Here is a 16,177-nt window from a genome sequence, read left to right on the forward strand (position 1 = left end):
GCCCCCGCCCGGAGAGATCCGGTCGGGGGCGCCGTCGTGCGCGAGCCCCGGGGCGCCGTCGTGTCCGCGTACGCGTCCTCGTGCACGCGTACCCCGCCGCCCCGTCGCCCGTACGCGGACGACCCCGCCCAAGAGGGGTAACCTCGGCTCGGTCACCCGAAGGAGTCCCGACATGACCCCGCCCGTCATCCACTCGCTGCGCGAGCAGATCCGCGAGCACATCGTGGAGGGCATCGTGAGCGGCCGCTGGAAGCCGGGTGAGCGGATCGTCGAGCGGCGGATCGCGACCGAGCTGGCCGTCAGCCAGACGCCCGTACGCGAGGCGCTGCGCGAGCTGGAGTCGTTGCGGCTGATCGAGTCCGCGCCGAACAAGGGCGTCCGCGTGCGGAATCTGACCGCGGCGGATCTTGAGGAGAGCTACCCCGTGCGGGCCGGGCTTGAGCAGATCGCCGCCGAGCTGGCCGCCGAGCGGCTGGCGGCCGACACCTCCGCCCTGGAGCCGCATGTGACGGCGCTGTACGAGGCCGACCGGCGGGCCGACGGGACCGCGCAGGTGCGGCACACCGTCGACTTCCACCGCGAGCTGGTGCGTGCCGCCGGGAACGGCGTGCTGCTGCACACCTGGGAAGGGCTCGGCATCGAGGTGTTCACGGCGCTGTCGATCCGGTGGCTCGGCACGGTGCAGAAGTCGTACGCGGAGGAGCACCAGGAGCTGGTCGAGGCTTTCCGCCGCCGCGATCCCCTCATCGGTGCACTGGTGAAGGACCACGTGCTCGGATGTGCGCCGCGCGCCTGAACCGACGCCCGTTTCGTACCGATTCGCGGCGTCACCGCGTGCCCCGCCCACGGGCACTGAATGCCAATTTCTTCAGATCATGAAATTTTGCCGTCAACTCTTTGATCGATCATCGATCAGCGACTTACAGTCGACAGCGGGCTGCACCCAGCCCATCGCCCTGTCCTGCCAGACAAGGCTTCTCTTGACCCTCCTCCTGTCTGGAAGGCGGCGACCATGCCCGACCCCGTAGGCAAGCTTCCGAGCGAGCTCGACCAGCTCCCGGACCGCGACGCCGAGGAAACCGCCGAATGGGCGGCCTCTCTCGACGCCGTCACCGAGCACGCCGGCCCGCACCGTGCCGCGTACCTGATGCGGCGCACGCTCCAGCACGCCGAGAGCGCCGGGGTCCCCGTGCCCGCTCTGCTGGAGACGGACTACCTGAACACCATCCCGACCGCCGCCGAGCCCGCCTTCGATGGCGACGAGGCGATGGAGAGCCGGATCGCGGGCTGGAACCGCTGGAACGCCGCCGCGATGGTCACCCGTGGCTCGCGCCTCGGCGTCGGCGGCCACATCGCCACCTTCGCCTCGGCCGCCTGGCTCTACGAGACGGGCTTCAACCACTTCTTCCGCGGCAAGGAGGGTGACGGTTCGGGCGACCAGCTCTACATACAGGGCCACGCCTCCCCCGGCATCTACGCCCGCGCGTTCCTCGACGGCCGGCTCACCGAGGAGCAGCTCGACAACTTCCGCCAGGAGGCCGGCGGCAACGGCCTCCCCTCCTATCCGCACCCGCGGCGGCTGCCCTGGCTGTGGGAGTTCCCCACCGTCTCCATGGGCCTCGGCCCGCTCTCCGCGATCTACCAGGCGCGCTTCAACCGCTACCTGACGAACCGCGGGATCAAGGACACCTCGGCCTCCCACGTATGGGCGTTCCTCGGCGACGGCGAGATGGACGAGCCCGAGTCGACGGCGGCACTCGCCCTCGCGGCCCGCGAAGGGCTCGACAACCTCACCTTCGTCATCAACTGCAACCTCCAGCGCCTCGACGGCCCCGTCCGCGCGAACTTCAAGATCGTGCAGGAGCTGGAGTCCCAGTTCCGCGGCGCGGGCTGGAACGTCGTCAAGTCGCTGTGGGGCTCCGCCTGGGACGAGCTGTTCGCGCTCGACACCACGGGCGCCCTCGTCAGGAGGCTGCGCGCCGTACCGGACGCGCAGTTCCAGACGTACGCCACCCGCGACGTGGCGTACATCCGTGAGCACTTCTTCGGCGCCGAGCCCGCGCTCGTCGAGTTGGCGAAGCTGCTGAGCGACGCGAAGATCGACGAGTGCTTCCACACCTCGCGCGGCGGCCACGAGGCCCGCAAGGTGTACGCGGCCTACCGCGCCGCGCTCGCCCACAAGGGCGCGCCGACCGTGGTCCTCGCGCAGACGGTGAAGGGCTACACGCTCGGCACCGGCTTCGAGTCGCGCAACGCCAACCACCAGATGAAGAAGCTGTCCGGCGAGCAGTTCCGCACCATGCGGGATCTGCTGGAACTTCCCATCCCCGACTCGGCGTTGAACGAGGAGCTGGTGCCGTACGGCCACCCCGGCGCCGACTCCCCCGAGGTCCGCTATCTGCAGGAGCGGCGTGCCGAGCTCGGTGGGCCCGCCCCGGCCCGCCGAGTGCATGCCGTCGCGCTGCCCGAGCCGTCCGAGAAGGCGTTCCAGTCCGTCTACAAGGGCTCCGGCAAACAGTCGGTCGCCACGACGATGGCGTTCGTCCGTCTCGTGAAGGACCTGATGCGGGACAAGGAGACCGGCCGGCGCTGGGTCCCGATCGTCCCCGACGAGGCGCGTACGTTCGGTATGGAGGCGCTGTTCCCGTCGGCCGGCATCTACTCGCCGCTGGGCCAGACGTACGACCCGGTCGACCGCGACCAGATCATGTACTACAAGGAGGCCAAGGACGGCCAGATCCTCAACGAGGGGATCACCGAGGCCGGTTCGATGGCCGACTTCATCGCCGCCGCGACGTCGTACGCGACGCACGGCGAGACGATGATCCCGTTCTACATCTTCTACTCGATGTTCGGCTGGCAGCGCACGGGCGACCAGATGTGGCAGCTCGCCGACCAGCTCGGCAAGGGCTTCATCATCGGCGCGACGGCCGGCCGTACGACCCTGACGGGCGAGGGCCTGCAGCACGCGGACGGCCACTCGCACCTCCTCGCGGCGACGAACCCGGCCTCGCTCAACTACGACCCGGCGTTCGCGTACGAGATCGCGGTGATCGTCAAGGACGGCCTGCGGCGGATGTACGGCCCCGATGCCGAGGACGTCTTCTACTACCTCACCGTCTACAACGAGCCGATGCCGCAGCCCGCCATGCCCGAGGGCGTGGAGGAAGGCATCGTCAAGGGCCTGTACCGCTTCAAGGAAGGCGTGCCCGCCAAGGCGGAGGCGCCGCGACTGCAGCTCCTCGCCTCCGGCACGGCCATCCACTGGGTCCTTCAGGCCCAGGAACTGCTCGCCGCCGAGTGGGGTGTCACGGCCGACGTCTGGTCGGCGACGTCCTGGGGCGAGCTGCGCAGGGAGGCCCTGGAGTGCGACGAGGCACTGCTGCGCGGCGAGCAGCGCACGCCGTACGTGACGCGGGCCCTGGACGGGGCGCCGGGGCCGGTGCTGGCCGTCAGCGACTGGATGCGCCAGGTGCCCGACCAGATCAGCCAGTGGGTCGAGCAGGACTACTCCTCGCTCGGTACGGACGGCTTCGGCCTCTCCGACACGCGTGACGCGGCCCGTCGCCACTTCGGTGTCGACGCCCGTTCGATCACGGTCGCGGCGCTGGCGCAGCTCGCGCGGCGCGGCGAGGTGCCCGCGTCGGCGGTCAAGGAGGCGCGGGAGCGCTACGGCCTCTGAGCGACGCGTTCTCCGTAAGGAAGCGGCTTCCGGCGACCCTGTGGTCGTCGGGGGCCGCTTCCTCATGAGGTCCTTCATGACGTCCTTCATGAGGCCCTTCATGAGCTTCCTTACGAGGTCGCGTCCACGGCATCCTTGACCCTGACACCGTGTGAAGCCGTGCAGTAGGGGACGTCATGTTCACCATCGGAGACTTCGCCAGGCACGGCCGCGTGTCGGCCCGCATGCTGCGTCACTACGACGCGATCGGGCTGCTGCGTCCCGCCCGCACCGACCCGTTCAGCGGGTACCGCCACTACACCGCCGCCCAGCTCTCCCAGCTCAACCGGATCATCGCCCTGAAGGATCTCGGCTTCACGCTCCAGCAGGTGGGGGAGATCCTGGAGGACCGGGTGAACTCGGACGAGCTGCGCGGGATGCTGGCGCTTCGGCGGGCCGAGCTGGAGGCGGCGATGGCGGCGGCTGCCGCCACGCTGGTCCAGGTCGAGGCGAGGCTCCGGTCGATCGAGAGTGAGGGGCGCATGCCCACCGAAGACGTTGTCGTCAAGACCGTTCCATCGATACGCGTGGCCGAACTGACCGGTGTGGCCGCCACCTACGAGCCCCCGGACATCGGCCCGGTGATCGGTCCTCTGTACGAGGAGCTGTTCCGGCGGCTGGAGGCGGCCGGTGTGCCTGTCTGCGGGCCCGGTGTCGCCCGCTACGAGGACGTCCCCGAGGGCAACGGCGCGGTCGTCGTCCACGCGGGCGTGGTGGTCTCCGCCGACCCGGCGCCGGGCCACGACTTCGAGATCCTGGACCTGCCTCCCATCGAGCGGGCCGCGACGATCGTGCACCGGGGTTCGATGGACACGATCATGCCGACGGCCCAGATCCTGGCCCGCTGGATGGACACGGGCGGCCACCGGTCGGCGGGCTACGCGCGCGAGGTCAATCTCGAATGCCCGGCGGACAAGGACAAGTGGGTGACCGAGCTCCAGGAGCCCCTGGCGTAACGGGGCCGCCGGTGCCGGGCGGCGCGCGTGGACAATGGGTCCATGCGCGCTGCCCGGCTGATCAAGATGGTGCTGCTCCTCCAGGCGCGGCCCTCCATGACCGGGGCCGAGCTGGCACGGGAGCTGGAGGTGTCCGAGCGCACCGTCACCCGCGACGCACTGGCCCTCTCCGAGGCCGGAGTGCCCGTCTACGCGGACCGGGGGCGTTCGGGTGGCTACCGGCTCGTCGGCGGCTACCGCACCCGCCTCACGGGCCTGGCACGCGGCGAGGCGGAGGCCCTGTTCCTCTCCGGACTGCCGAACGCGCTCCGCGAGATGGGACTGGAGGACGCGGGGTCCGCCGCCCGGCTGAAGGTGTCCGCGGCGCTGCTCCCCTCCCTGAGGGGAGCGTCGGACTCGGCGGCGCAGCGGTTCCACCTGGACGCGCCCGGCTGGTACCAGGAGCCGGAGACCCCGGAGCTGCTGCCGGCCGTCGCCGAGGCCGTGTGGGACGACCGCACCGTCGTGGCCCGCTACCGGCGCCAGGACACCGAGGTGGAGCGGGAGTTGGCACCGTACGGACTCGTCCTCAAGGCGGGTGTCTGGTACCTCTGCGCCCGCGTGGACGCCACCTTCCGGGTCTACCGGATCGACCGCTTCACCGAGGTCACGCTCTCGGAGGAGCGCTTCGAGCGGGACGAGTCCTTCGACCTGCCCGCCTTCTGGGACGAGCGGGCGGCACAGTTCGCGCGGTCGATCCTCCGTACGGAGGTGGTGCTCCGGCTCTCCCCGGCCGGCCTGCGCCTGCTGCCGTACCTCACCGACCGGGCCTCGGCCCGGGCGGCGGCCGACGCGGCGGGCCCGCCGGACGAGGACGGCCGGACGACGCTCACCCTTCCGGTCGAGTCGGCCGACGTGGCCTTCACCCAGTTGTTCGCCCTCGGGCCGGAGTTGGAGGTGCTGGAGCCGGCGGAGCTGCGATCCCGCTTCGCCGACTCCGCCGACCGCACCGCCCGTCTCTACCGGTAGCCGTCCATGGGGACCTCCGTACCGGACGACGCCGCCTCCGCCGCCAGGTAGCCCCACATGTCCGGCCGGCTGCCGTCCACGTCCGTGACGCCGTACTCCTTCGCCAGCTGCCCGCTGGAGAGCGTCCGCCCCGCCCAGCGCTCCCGGTCCGGGTCCGCTACCAGCGCCGCGACGCCCCGGCCCACGTACACGGGCGTCTCGGACAGCGCGAAGTGCCGGTGGATCTTAATGCCGTCCCGCCAGTTCGCCTCGGTGACACCGAAGCCGTCGAGCATCTCCTCGGAGCGCAGGAAGCCGGGGGTGATCCCGACCGCCGTACCGCCCACCCTCTTCAGCTCCTCGGCCAGCAGGTAGGCCATCCGGATCGGGGCGTTCTTGGCGAGGTCGTAGTAGAAGTTCTCGCGCGGCGTCCTGTTCGACTCGGCGGTGCCGTCGGTGACCTCGACGACCAGGCCGCCCGGCCGCCGTACGAGCAGCGGCAGCGCGACCGAGCTGGTGATCAGATGGGTCTTCACCCCCAGCTCGAGCATCCGCAGCCCACGCTCCAGATCGAGTTCCCACACCGGGGTGTCGAAGTCCAGGAACTTGTTCCCGCCCCACACGTCGTTGACCAGCACATCCAGCCGGCCCTGCTCCCGGTCGATCCGGTCCACCAGCGCGCGTACCCGCTCGACCTCCAGATGGTCGGTCGGTACGGCGATGCCCTCGCCGCCCGCGCGGGTGACCAGTTCGGCGGTCTCCTCGATGGTCTCCGCGTGCCGCCCCACCTCGCTGACCAGCTCCCGCGTGGTGCGCCCCGTCACGTACACCGTCGCCCCGGCGGCGCCCAGCTCCACGGCGATCGCCCGCCCCGCGCCCCGGGTGGCCCCGGCCACCAGTGCGATCTTCCCCGTCAGCGGCTTGTCGGTCATCAGCCCGTTCTCCTTCTCTCGGTCTCTCACCGCGACCGTTCCACGGAAAGGAGACATCTTCTGTCCGACATTCGTGACCACCCACCGGCCGACGCGGATCTCCCCCGCTTTCCGCGCTCCGCGTGCGCCGCCCCGCGCCAAGCACGATGCTGTACCCGTGACCGACGAGACGGAGTTCTGGGAGATCATCGACGCCACGCGCGAGGCCGCCGGAGGCGACCCCGACGAGCACGCCGATCTCCTCGTGGAGCGGCTGCTCCAGCTGGACCCCGACTCGGTCCTGGACTTCGCCCGGCACTTCGAGACCCGCTACAACCGCGCGTACCACTGGGATCTGTGGGCGGCCGCCTCGATCCTGCTCGGCGGCGCGAGCGACGACGCGTTCGACTACTTCCGCTGCTGGCTCATCGGCCAGGGCCGGGAGGTCTTCGAGGGCGCGGTGCACGACCCGGACAGCCTCGCGGAGCTCCTCGACGAGTTCGACGAGGAGATCGACGGCGACGGCGAGGAGCTGGGGTACGCGGCGGACGAGGCGTACGAACAGCTCACCGGCGCGGTCGCACCCGACCTGGGGGTCGCCCCGCAGGCCCCGGAGCCCGAGGGCACACCGGTCGACTTCGAGGACTCACAGGCACTCGCCGACCGGCTTCCCCGCCTCTGGGATCGGTTCGGCGTCGACTGAAATATCGCGCCGCCCCGGCGTCAGACGTCCAGCGAACGCCCCATGAGCACGTCGTCCACATACTGCCGGTCCAGGAAGAACTCCCCCGGCAGCACGCCCTCCACCACGAAGCCCTCCGCCTCGTAGAGCGCCCGCGCCGGCTTGTTGTGCCCGAGCACCCGCAGCGTCATCCGCACCGCGCCCTCGGCACGCGCCCGCTCCATCGCCGCACGCAGCAGCAGCCGCGCCACACCACGGCCGCGCGCCCACTCGTGCACGGCGAGGCCCTGGATCTGCCGGACGTGCGCGTTGCAGGCGAGCGGGGTGGGCGCCACCGACCGGAGGTAACCGGCGATCCGGCCGTCGGCCTCGGCGACCAGATAGTCCTGGGGCCGGTGGCGCGAGTCGAAGAACGGCTCGAACGGTGCCTCCTGCCTGGGCGTGACCGCGTGGAGGAACGACCAGGTGTCGTGGTCGAGGCGGCTCAGGTCGTCGTCGTCCGACGCGAGAGCGGCACGTATGAGTGGTTCCGGCATGGCAGCAACTGTCCCATGTGGGCGGGTGGCGGCAGGATGGATTCATGAGGATCGCGATCACCGGCTCCAACGGGCTCATCGGCACGGCGCTCACGCGCTCCCTGCGAGCGGACGGGCACGAGGTGGTCCGCCTGGTCCGGCATCCCTCCCGGGCGGGCGACGAGGTCGAGTGGGACCCCTCCCGTCAGTACGTGGACGTGAGCGGGCTGTACGGCTGCGAGGGCGTCGTCCATCTCGCGGGGGCGGGAGTGGCGGACCACCGGTGGACCGACGCGTACAAGAAGGAGATCAGGGACAGCCGCGTCCTCGGTACGGCGGCGATCGCCGACGCCGTCGCCTCCCTGGACACCCCGCCCAGGGTCCTGGTGTGCGGGTCGGCCATCGGTTTCTACGGCGACACGGGCGACCGCCCGGTGGACGAGTCGGCGCCGCCCGGCGAGGGGTTCCTGCCCTCCGTGTGCGTCGAGTGGGAGGACTCGGCGTCCCCCGCGTCGGACGCGGGCGTACGGACGGTGTTCGCCCGCACGGGCCTCGTCGTGGCCCGCGAAGGCGGCGCCTGGGGGCGGCTGTTCCCCATCTTCCGCGCGGGGCTGGGCGGGCGGCTGGGCGACGGGCGGCAGTACTGGAGCTTCATCTCCCTGCACGACCACGTGGCGGCGCTGCGGCATCTGATCGACACGGAGTCCCTGTCGGGCCCGGTGAACCTGACGGCCCCCGAACCGGTCACGAACCGCGAGGTCACGGCGGCGATGGGCCGCGTACTGCACCGCCCGACGGTGTTCGCGGTGCCGTCGGTGGCGCTGAAGGTGGCGCTGGGCGAGTTCTCGGTGGACGTACTGAGCAGCCAACGGGTACGGCCGGCGCGGCTGCTGGGGTCGGGGTTCACGTTCGCGTTCCCAAAGATCGACGAGTCGATCCGAGCGGCGTTGTAAAGGTCGGGGTGGTTGGTCGACCGGTGCCGCCCGGTGGTCGTTGTCCTCAAGCGCCGGACGGGCTGGGGTGGTTGCGGTGGTGGCCGGGTGCCGCTCCGGGGTCATGGCCGGACGGCGTGACTTACGCCGCGTGCAGGGTTCGTTGGACCCGGGGGAACCGGGCTTTTCACGCGGCACAAGTCAGCCTGAGTGTCCGACCACGACCCCTGCGCGTCCCCCTTCCAACCCGCGGGCGGGGGGTCACGGGGTGGCTTGTACCGGTGTCGTGACGGCGTGAGGGGGGCGGGGTCGCAGGAGGGGTGTGTTCGGACACTCAGGCTGACTTGTGTCGCGTGAACGAGGAGGCCGCGTCGGGTCCAACGAGCGTTGCACGCGGCGTAAGTCACGCCGTCCGGACATACCCCTCCGGAGGCCCCGCACCCCGACCCCGCCAACGAAACCGCAACCCGACAACCCCGCACCCCCGGAGGGACCCCGCCCGGAGGCCCCCCCAACCGCCGGACGGCAACCCGTGCGCCCCACACGCATCCATGCCCCCGCCACTGCGCGACTGCGAACGGCCGGTTCCCTTCCTAGTCTCGACCCGCACTCAGGTATTCCCTGGACGGGCCGAGGCAGCAGCCCCGGCCCGCGCAGCCGCGCCGACCTCGGGGAGGGGCACGTGCTCAGTACTGAACATCACGCGGACGTCGTCATCATTGGCGCCGGAATCGCCGGCCTGTCGGCCGCCCATCAGCTGACCCGCGCCGGCGTAACAGTCACCGTCCTGGAGGCCGCCCCTTACATCGGCGGCAGGATGGCCACCGAGGACCTCGACGGCTTCCGTCTGGACCGCATCGGCCAGATGCTCAACACCTCGTACCCGGAGCTGCTCCGCACCCCCGCCCTGTCGGACGTCGCCTTACGGATGTTCTCGCCGGGCGTGCTCGTCCACAGCGAGGGACGCCACCACCGCGCGGGCGTCACCGTCGCCGCAGGGAGCGCGCGGGGCGCACTCACCGCCGCACGCGCCCTGGCAAGCGCCCCGCGCGCCCGAGCCCGCGCCGCCACCACCCGTGTCCACCGCCCCAGGGCCGTACGGCTCAACTCCCGCCCCCCGCTGGGCAACGCGCTCGATCAGGCCCGTCTCCACGCGGCTTTCGGCCGTCTCGCGACCACGCCGGTGAACCGGCTGCTGGCCCGCCCCGAACGCCCCGCCCTCGCCGCGCTGTCCGCGCGCGGACTGCCCGCGCGGACGGTCGACGGCTTCGTACGCCCGCTGCTGTCCGCGCTGCTCTGCGACCCCGACCTCACCACGTCGAGCCGCTGCGCCGACCTGGCTCTGCGCAGCTTCGCCCGGGGCCGGCTGTGCGTCCCCGAGGGCGGCGCCACCGCCCTGCCGGAGCTGCTGGCGGCCACGCTGCCGCCCGGCACGGTGCGGACGGGCGTGTGTGTGACGGACGCGTCGATCAGCTCCGTCGGTACGAAGGAGCACGGCGAGATCACCTGTCGCTCCCTGCTCGTGGCGACGGGCGCCCGCGCCGCCGCCGAACTGCTGCCGGGCCTGCGCGTGCCGGACTTCCACCCCGTGACGGTCCTTCATCACACGGCACCGACGGCCCCGTTGACCGAGCCGGCGCTGCTTCTGGACGGAGACCGGCGCGGCGGACCCGTCGCGCACACCACGGTCATGAGCGCGGTGGACCCGTCGCGCGCCCCGGCCGGCCGGTCGCTGATCTCCTCGACGGTGCTCGGACTCCGTACGCCGCCTCCCGAGGCGGAACTCGACAGCGCGGTCCGCGCGCATCTCGCCACGCTGTACGGCACGTCGACCGCCGCCTGGGAGCTGCTGGCCGTCCAGCACGACCCGGAGGCCGTCCCCGCCATGCCGGCGCCGCACGATCTGCGCCGCCAGGTGCGGCTGTTGTCGGGCCTGTACGTGTGCGGGGACCACCGCGACACCAGCACCGTCCAGGGCGCGCTCTCGTCGGGCCGCAGGGCCGCGTACGCGATCCTGGACGATCTGGGCGTACGACCGGACCACGGGACGCTGCAGCTCCCCACAGCGGCCTAGGACCTGTCTTCAAAGTCCCGCCTGGCCTGCGACGCCTGGCACGGCACCTCGCCGCGTTGTCGGAGTCGACCAAGTACGCCCAGTACGAGGCCGATCCTCCGCCTTGCGATGCACCGCACCAGACGCCGCAGGCCCCGCCCTACGGGCGGACGGCGCTACTTTGAAGACAGGCCCTAGGAGACCGCAGAGGGCCGGCCCTCAGCCGAACGCCGCGATCCTGTCCCGGTAGTTGCGTACCGCCGCCGCCTCCCGGTACGGCTCCAGCCGCCGTTCGAAGTCCCGTACGTAGTCCACCGCGCGCGCCGAACGGATCTCCATCGCCTGCTGCGCGGCCTCGGCTCCCAGCGCGCACGCCTGGTCCAGTTCGCCGAGCCCCAGACGGGCGGAGGCGAGCACCACGCGGCAGAACAGCCGGCTGCGCGCGAACGCGGGTGACCGTAACTGGAGCGAGCGCTCGGCGTGTTGGACGGCGGCGCGGTACTGCTGGAGATCCCGGTAGCTGTGCCCGAACTCGTCGGCGAGCTGCCCTTCGTCGAAGGTGCGTGCCCAGTGCGGCACTTCGTCGCCGGGCCGCGCCGACTCCAGGGCACGCTCGGCCCGCGCGAGCGAGGTGGTGCAGGCCCGCGCCTCGCCGAGCACGCCGTGCCCGCGCGCCTCGACGGAGTGCAGCAGCGCCTGCACCACGGGCGGTGCGGACGAGCCGACGCCCTGCTGGGCGACACGGGCGAGCTGGACGGCCTCCCGGCCGTGGCCGAGGTAGACGGCCTGGCGGCTCATGGTGATCAGGACGAAGGAGCCGTACGCCCGGTCGCCCGCCGCCTGGGACAGCCGCAGCGCCTGAACGAAGTAGCGCTGGGCGAGCCCGTGCGCGGCGATGTCGTACGAGGTCCAGCCAGCCAGCCTGGTCAGGTCGGCCGCGGCGGCGAACAGCCGTCGCCCGGTGGTCTCGCCGTACACGCCGCGAAGCATCGGCTCGCACTCGTGCTCCAGGTACCGGACGAGTGCCTGGCGGGCGTGGCCGCCGCCGTACGCCTGGTCGAGGGTGCGGAACAGTTCGCTGACGGAGCGCAGCGCCGCGATGTCGCCGCCACCGACCCGCTGGCCGGCGACCCGGTCCGTCTGCCGGACCGGTGGCACACCGGCGGGCATGGCTTGCCGGGGCACGGTCGCGCGGCCCTGGGCGGGCACCCGTACGCCCACCGGTACCGCCGGGCCGCCGCCGCCTCCGCCTCCGCCTCCGTAGGAAGGCGACGTCCCGTACGCGGACGCCCCCGCGGCGGCCTGTCCCGCCGCGGTGCCCACCGGCGCGGACGCCGAAGCCGATGCCGAAGCCGATGCCGAAGCCGACGATCCGTCGTGCCCGACCCGTTCGTCCGCGCGGCCGATCAGCCAGTCGCGGCTCGGCACCACGAGCCCGGCCGGGGTGAACGCGATCTTGCGCAGCTCGGCGTGGCTCCCCGAGTCCTTGCGCCAGAGTCCGCCGACGATGTCGACGGCTTCCTCGGGGGTCGCCGCGAATTCCAGCCCCGCGTACACGGGCGCGCAGGCGTCCAGCCCCAGGTCCTGGGCGGAGAGCCGGCGGCCGAGCCTGCGTGTGAAGACCTCGGCGATCAGAGCGGGCGTGGTGCCGCGTGGCTGCTGGCCGCGCAGCCAGCGTGTTACGGACGTTTTGTCGTACCGCAGGTCGAGGCCGTGTTCGAGCCCGAGCTGGTCCACCCGGCGGGCGAGACCTGCGTTGGAGAAACCGGCTTCTGCGATGAGCGCGGCGAGCTGGCGGTTGGGGATGCGCTGCGGAGGTCGTTCCGACATCAGCTGTACGGTCTCCTGCCTTCCGGGCCCCGGGAGCAGCCCTCATGGAACGGCGCGAATTTAGCGGTCGAAGCCGCCCGCACCGTCACGTTCGTCCCACATTCATCCGATCGTGTGAGGATTGGGGGCTTAGCTGACGTGCCGCCTCCATCGGCCCGGTACCGCCTCCCGGGCCCTTCGGGCCTGCCGGACCGCTCCGGGGGACACGGCCGTACAGTGGCTGGGGCGCGATATGTGCACGTGCCCGGTTGTCGCGGGGACACCCCCCGGATCCCGGGCACAGATCGAGGGAGGCATTGCCCGTGAGTGAGCTGCGGTTCGTCCATCTGGGCTTCGGCGGCGACGCCGTCGAGTACCGGGAGGCGTGGCAGAAGCAGCGCGAGGTCCACGCGGCCCGCTTCGCGGACGAGATCCCCGACACCTGCCTGCTGCTCGAACATCTGCCCGTCTACACGGCGGGGCGGCGTACTGAGGACAGTGAGCGCCCCCTGGACGGGACTCCTGTCGTGGACGTCGACCGCGGCGGGAAGATCACCTGGCACGGTCCCGGCCAGCTCGTCGGCTACCCGATCCTGCAACTGCCGCGCCCCGTGGACGTGGTGGCGCACGTACGCCGTCTTGAGGAGGCGCTCATCCGTACGGCGACGGACTTCGGCGTGCGGACGACGCGCGTGGAGGGCCGCAGCGGCGTATGGGTGCTCGGCGATCCGGTGGAGGAGCGTCCGGCCCTGGGCGGTCTGTCGCTGGACTTCGACCCCCGGGTGAACGACACGGAGTTCGACCCCCGTCTGAACGGCCCCGAGTACGCGCCGTCCAACGCGGGCCAGCGCCGCGAGGACCGCAAGCTCGCCCAGATCGGCATCCGCGTCGCGAAGGGCGTGACGATGCACGGCTTCTCGCTGAACGTGAACCCGGACAACACCTGGTTCGACAAGATCGTGCCGTGCGGGATCCGGGACGCGGGCGTGACGTCGCTCTCGTACGAACTGGGCCACGACCTTGACGTCGCCGAGGTGCTCCCGGTGGTGGAGCGCCATCTGCGGGACGTGCTGGAGCAGGCGGAGCCGAAACCCCGCGAGGTGGCGGCCGGGATCCCGGCGGGGGCCCGCGCGGAGACCGGGGTGAAGGCCGGCGCCGAAGCCGTCGAGCCGGCGCGGGCCTGACCCCGGCGGCCGGCGGGAATGCCGCTCGGCGCCCACCGGTTGTCCCTGAGCCGGTCCCCCGGCTGTCCCTAAGCCATGCGACGCCATGGCCACTCACTACCAAGCAATCAACGGGCGTACTCTGGTCTTCGCCGAAGATTCGAATGCCGCGCCAGCAGAGAGAGGTGCCGGACGTGTCCGCTGTCGCACCCGACGGACGCAAGATGCTGCGCCTGGAGGTCCGGAACAGCCAGACCCCCATCGAGCGCAAGCCCGAGTGGATCAAGACCCGGGCGAAGATGGGGCCCGAGTACACCGCGATGCAGAAGCTCGTGAAGAGCGAGGGTCTGCACACCGTGTGCCAGGAGGCCGGTTGTCCCAACATCTACGAGTGCTGGGAGGACCGCGAGGCGACCTTCCTCATCGGCGGCGACCAGTGCACGCGACGCTGCGACTTCTGCCAGATCGACACGGGCAAGCCCGAGGCGCTGGACCGTGACGAGCCGCGCCGGGTCGGCGAGTCCGTCGTCACGATGGACCTGAACTACGCCACGATCACCGGCGTCGCGCGCGACGACCTGGAGGACGGCGGCGCGTGGCTGTACGCGGAGACCGTGCGCCAGATCCACGCGCAGACCGCGGAGCGCCAGGCGGGCCGTACGAAGGTCGAACTCCTCATCCCCGACTTCAACGCCGAGCCCGAGCAGCTGGCCGAGGTCTTCTCCTCGCGCCCGCAGGTGCTCGCGCACAATGTCGAGACGGTGCCGCGGATCTTCAAGCGGATCCGTCCCGGCTTCCGTTACGAGCGCTCCCTGGAAGTCATCACGCGGGCCCGCGAGGCCGGTCTGATCACCAAGTCCAATCTGATCCTCGGCATGGGCGAGACCCGCGAGGAGGTCAGTGAGGCGCTGAGCGATCTGCACGACGCGGGCTGCGAGCTGATCACGATCACGCAGTATCTGCGCCCCTCCGCGCGGCACCACCCCGTCGAACGCTGGGTGAAGCCGCACGAGTTCGTGGAGCTGAAGGACGAGGCCGAGGCGATCGGCTACTCCGGTGTGATGTCGGGGCCGCTGGTCCGGTCCTCGTACCGCGCGGGGCGGCTGTTCCAGCAGGCGATGGAGCGCCGGAGCGCGGAGTCTGTCCGCCAGGCGGTGTGAATCCGCCGGCTTGTGCCCGCTCGTTGCGCGCGCCCGCTGTGTGAATCCGAGCACAAGCGACTACTTAGCAGTAACGGCCGCACCGCCGCGGCCCGTACGCTCCCCGCAGGTAAGGGGTGGCGTACGGGCCGCGGCCTCGTTCGGGGGTACGGCTCCGGGCATTCACCACCGTTTGACCGCTTGGTCACGCACTGGTAACACCGGTGAGTGACCCTCGTCAGTACGCACCCGCTTCCTCTCCTCCCGCACTCGCACTCGTTCCTAGGGGGAACAGCCACCATGCAGGCCGCGCCGGTACGACCCATCACCGAGGTGATGGCGGCAGCCACCCGCCCCGCCGCCCTCCCGTCCGTCTCCAACGCCCTGCGCGCCATGGAGTCGCTCCTCCTCAGCAGCGGCCAGCGCAGGGCCCGCCGGAACGCCTGGACGGCCGTCCTGGAGGACCGCCGCAGGGCACAGGACCGGGTCGAGGCGCAGCACGTACTGGAGGCCGTGTCGGGCCGCACTTCCTGAGCCACGTAAACTTCGGTTCATGGCGAGGAAGGAAAACGCAGACACTGCTGCGGAAACTGGGCGACTGAAGCAGATCGCTCTTACCTACAAGATGACCCGACGGGTCGACAAGAGGGTCGGTCTCGTCGTCGCGGGCGTGGGAATCGTCACCTTCGGTGTCCTCCTCGCGATCGGCTTCCTGGTCGGTCACCCCATCTACCTGGGCATTCTGGGCTTCATTCTGGCCTTCCTCGCGATGGCGATCGTCTTCGGACGCCGCGCCGAGCGTGCTGCCTTCGGGCAGATGGAGGGCCAGCCGGGAGCGGCGGCGGCCGTACTGGAGAACGTGGGCCGGGGCTGGTCCACGACCCCTGCGATCGCGATGAACCGCAGCCAGGACGTGATCCACCGCGCGGTCGGCAAGGCCGGCATCGTGCTGGTGGCCGAGGGCAACCCGAACCGGCTGAAGAGCCTGCTGGCGGCCGAGAAGAAGAAGATGGCGCGCATCGTCATCGATGTGCCGGTGCACGACATCATCGTCGGCGACGGCGAGGGTCAGGTGCCGCTGAAGAAGGTGCGTACGACGATGCTCAAGCTGCCTCGGGTGCTCTCCGGCCCGCAGGTGACGGCGGCCAACGACCGGTTGCGGGCGATGGGCGACCTGATGAGCAACATGCCGCTGCCGAAGGGTCCGATGCCGAAGGGCATGCGGATGCCGCGGGGCGGAAAGATGCGCTGACGGTCGGATCACACGTGTCACACGTGTTCATACGTGGAGGGCGGCGGGGAACGCGAG

14 protein-coding genes are annotated in these 16,177 nt (G+C 71.2%); 11 read left to right on the forward strand and 3 right to left on the reverse strand.

The window, feature by feature from the left end:
• Positions 1-172 precede the first annotated feature (172 nt).
• The 4 genes from ACFUN8_RS32600 to ACFUN8_RS32615 all read left to right on the forward strand — a co-directional run bounded on the left by ACFUN8_RS32600 (position 173) and on the right by ACFUN8_RS32615 (position 5,685).
• The gene (locus ACFUN8_RS32600) at positions 173-796 is read left to right on the forward strand and encodes a GntR family transcriptional regulator (protein WP_383645662.1); all 624 of its coding nucleotides are present in this window, start codon (positions 173-175) and stop codon (positions 794-796) included.
• Positions 797-1,012: 216 nt separating this feature from the next.
• Positions 1,013-3,682: a pyruvate dehydrogenase (acetyl-transferring), homodimeric type gene (gene aceE / locus ACFUN8_RS32605; protein WP_383645665.1), complete on the forward strand. Its 2,670-nt coding sequence runs from the start codon at positions 1,013-1,015 to the stop codon at positions 3,680-3,682.
• A gap of 176 nt (positions 3,683-3,858) precedes the next feature.
• On the forward strand, positions 3,859-4,677 hold the full coding sequence (locus ACFUN8_RS32610) for a MerR family transcriptional regulator (RefSeq protein WP_383645668.1): 819 nt from the start codon (positions 3,859-3,861) through the stop codon (positions 4,675-4,677).
• 42 nt (positions 4,678-4,719) lie between these two features.
• Positions 4,720-5,685 (forward strand): helix-turn-helix transcriptional regulator, encoded by a 966-nt coding sequence (locus tag ACFUN8_RS32615; RefSeq protein WP_383645671.1) that lies wholly within the window; start codon positions 4,720-4,722, stop codon positions 5,683-5,685.
• Here ACFUN8_RS32615 and ACFUN8_RS32620 read toward each other — a convergent pair.
• Positions 5,676-6,596, reverse strand: a complete 921-nt coding sequence (locus ACFUN8_RS32620) for an SDR family oxidoreductase (protein WP_383645675.1) — start codon at positions 6,594-6,596, stop codon at positions 5,676-5,678. The genes ACFUN8_RS32615 and ACFUN8_RS32620 overlap by 10 nt on opposite strands.
• A 157-nt stretch (positions 6,597-6,753) precedes the next feature.
• Between ACFUN8_RS32620 and ACFUN8_RS32625 the strand changes: the two genes are divergently transcribed.
• On the forward strand, positions 6,754-7,278 hold the full coding sequence (locus tag ACFUN8_RS32625) for a DUF4240 domain-containing protein (RefSeq protein ID WP_383645678.1): 525 nt from the start codon (positions 6,754-6,756) through the stop codon (positions 7,276-7,278).
• A gap of 20 nt (positions 7,279-7,298) precedes the next feature.
• On the opposite strand, the gene ACFUN8_RS32630 is transcribed toward ACFUN8_RS32625, so the two are convergent.
• Positions 7,299-7,793: a GNAT family N-acetyltransferase gene (locus ACFUN8_RS32630; protein WP_383645680.1), complete on the reverse strand. Its 495-nt coding sequence runs from the start codon at positions 7,791-7,793 to the stop codon at positions 7,299-7,301.
• Between the two features lie 44 nt (positions 7,794-7,837).
• Between ACFUN8_RS32630 and ACFUN8_RS32635 the strand changes: the two genes are divergently transcribed.
• Both ACFUN8_RS32635 and ACFUN8_RS32640 read left to right on the forward strand, forming a co-directional pair.
• Entirely contained in the window at positions 7,838-8,725 is an 888-nt protein-coding gene (locus ACFUN8_RS32635; protein WP_383645682.1) for a TIGR01777 family oxidoreductase, read from the forward strand.
• A gap of 661 nt (positions 8,726-9,386) precedes the next feature.
• The gene (locus tag ACFUN8_RS32640; RefSeq protein WP_383645684.1) at positions 9,387-10,778 is read left to right on the forward strand and encodes an NAD(P)/FAD-dependent oxidoreductase; all 1,392 of its coding nucleotides are present in this window, start codon (positions 9,387-9,389) and stop codon (positions 10,776-10,778) included.
• 198 nt (positions 10,779-10,976) lie between these two features.
• Here the strand turns inward: ACFUN8_RS32640 and ACFUN8_RS32645 are convergent, their stop codons facing one another.
• Positions 10,977-12,587, reverse strand: a complete 1,611-nt coding sequence (locus ACFUN8_RS32645) for a regulator (protein ID WP_383645687.1) — start codon at positions 12,585-12,587, stop codon at positions 10,977-10,979.
• 302 nt (positions 12,588-12,889) lie between these two features.
• Between ACFUN8_RS32645 and lipB the strand changes: the two genes are divergently transcribed.
• The 4 genes from lipB to ACFUN8_RS32665 all read left to right on the forward strand — a co-directional run bounded on the left by lipB (position 12,890) and on the right by ACFUN8_RS32665 (position 16,120).
• Positions 12,890-13,750 carry a lipoyl(octanoyl) transferase LipB gene (lipB, locus tag ACFUN8_RS32650; protein WP_383645689.1) on the forward strand — a complete coding sequence of 287 codons (861 nt, stop codon included), beginning with the start codon at positions 12,890-12,892 and terminating at the stop codon, positions 13,748-13,750.
• Positions 13,751-13,923: 173 nt separating this feature from the next.
• On the forward strand, positions 13,924-14,889 hold the full coding sequence (lipA, locus tag ACFUN8_RS32655) for a lipoyl synthase (RefSeq protein ID WP_382571129.1): 966 nt from the start codon (positions 13,924-13,926) through the stop codon (positions 14,887-14,889).
• Between the two features lie 279 nt (positions 14,890-15,168).
• On the forward strand, positions 15,169-15,402 hold the full coding sequence (locus ACFUN8_RS32660; protein WP_383645692.1) for a hypothetical protein: 234 nt from the start codon (positions 15,169-15,171) through the stop codon (positions 15,400-15,402).
• 19 nt (positions 15,403-15,421) lie between these two features.
• Positions 15,422-16,120 (forward strand): DUF4191 domain-containing protein, encoded by a 699-nt coding sequence (locus tag ACFUN8_RS32665; RefSeq protein ID WP_354608101.1) that lies wholly within the window; start codon positions 15,422-15,424, stop codon positions 16,118-16,120.
• The last annotated feature ends 57 nt before the right edge of the window (positions 16,121-16,177 follow it).

Source organism: Streptomyces sp. NPDC057307 (genome assembly GCF_042667665.1).
Taxonomy (GTDB): domain Bacteria; phylum Actinomycetota; class Actinomycetes; order Streptomycetales; family Streptomycetaceae; genus Streptomyces.

Bases quoted from the DNA above. Each gene is read 5' to 3' on its own strand.
- ACFUN8_RS32615 (WP_383645671.1), top strand. From the start codon at position 4,720: ATGCGCGCTGCCCGGCTGATCAAGATGGTGCTGCTCCTCCAGGCGCGG.
- ACFUN8_RS32665 (WP_354608101.1), top strand. From the start codon at position 15,422: ATGGCGAGGAAGGAAAACGCAGACACTGCTGCGGAAACTGGGCGACTG.
- ACFUN8_RS32620 (WP_383645675.1), bottom strand. From the start codon at position 6,596: ATGACCGACAAGCCGCTGACGGGGAAGATCGCACTGGTGGCCGGGGCC.
- ACFUN8_RS32630 (WP_383645680.1), bottom strand. From the start codon at position 7,793: ATGCCGGAACCACTCATACGTGCCGCTCTCGCGTCGGACGACGACGAC.
- ACFUN8_RS32610 (WP_383645668.1), top strand. From the start codon at position 3,859: ATGTTCACCATCGGAGACTTCGCCAGGCACGGCCGCGTGTCGGCCCGC.
- ACFUN8_RS32645 (WP_383645687.1), bottom strand. From the start codon at position 12,587: ATGTCGGAACGACCTCCGCAGCGCATCCCCAACCGCCAGCTCGCCGCG.
- ACFUN8_RS32660 (WP_383645692.1), top strand. From the start codon at position 15,169: ATGCAGGCCGCGCCGGTACGACCCATCACCGAGGTGATGGCGGCAGCC.
- aceE (WP_383645665.1), top strand. From the start codon at position 1,013: ATGCCCGACCCCGTAGGCAAGCTTCCGAGCGAGCTCGACCAGCTCCCG.
- ACFUN8_RS32600 (WP_383645662.1), top strand. From the start codon at position 173: ATGACCCCGCCCGTCATCCACTCGCTGCGCGAGCAGATCCGCGAGCAC.
- ACFUN8_RS32635 (WP_383645682.1), top strand. From the start codon at position 7,838: ATGAGGATCGCGATCACCGGCTCCAACGGGCTCATCGGCACGGCGCTC.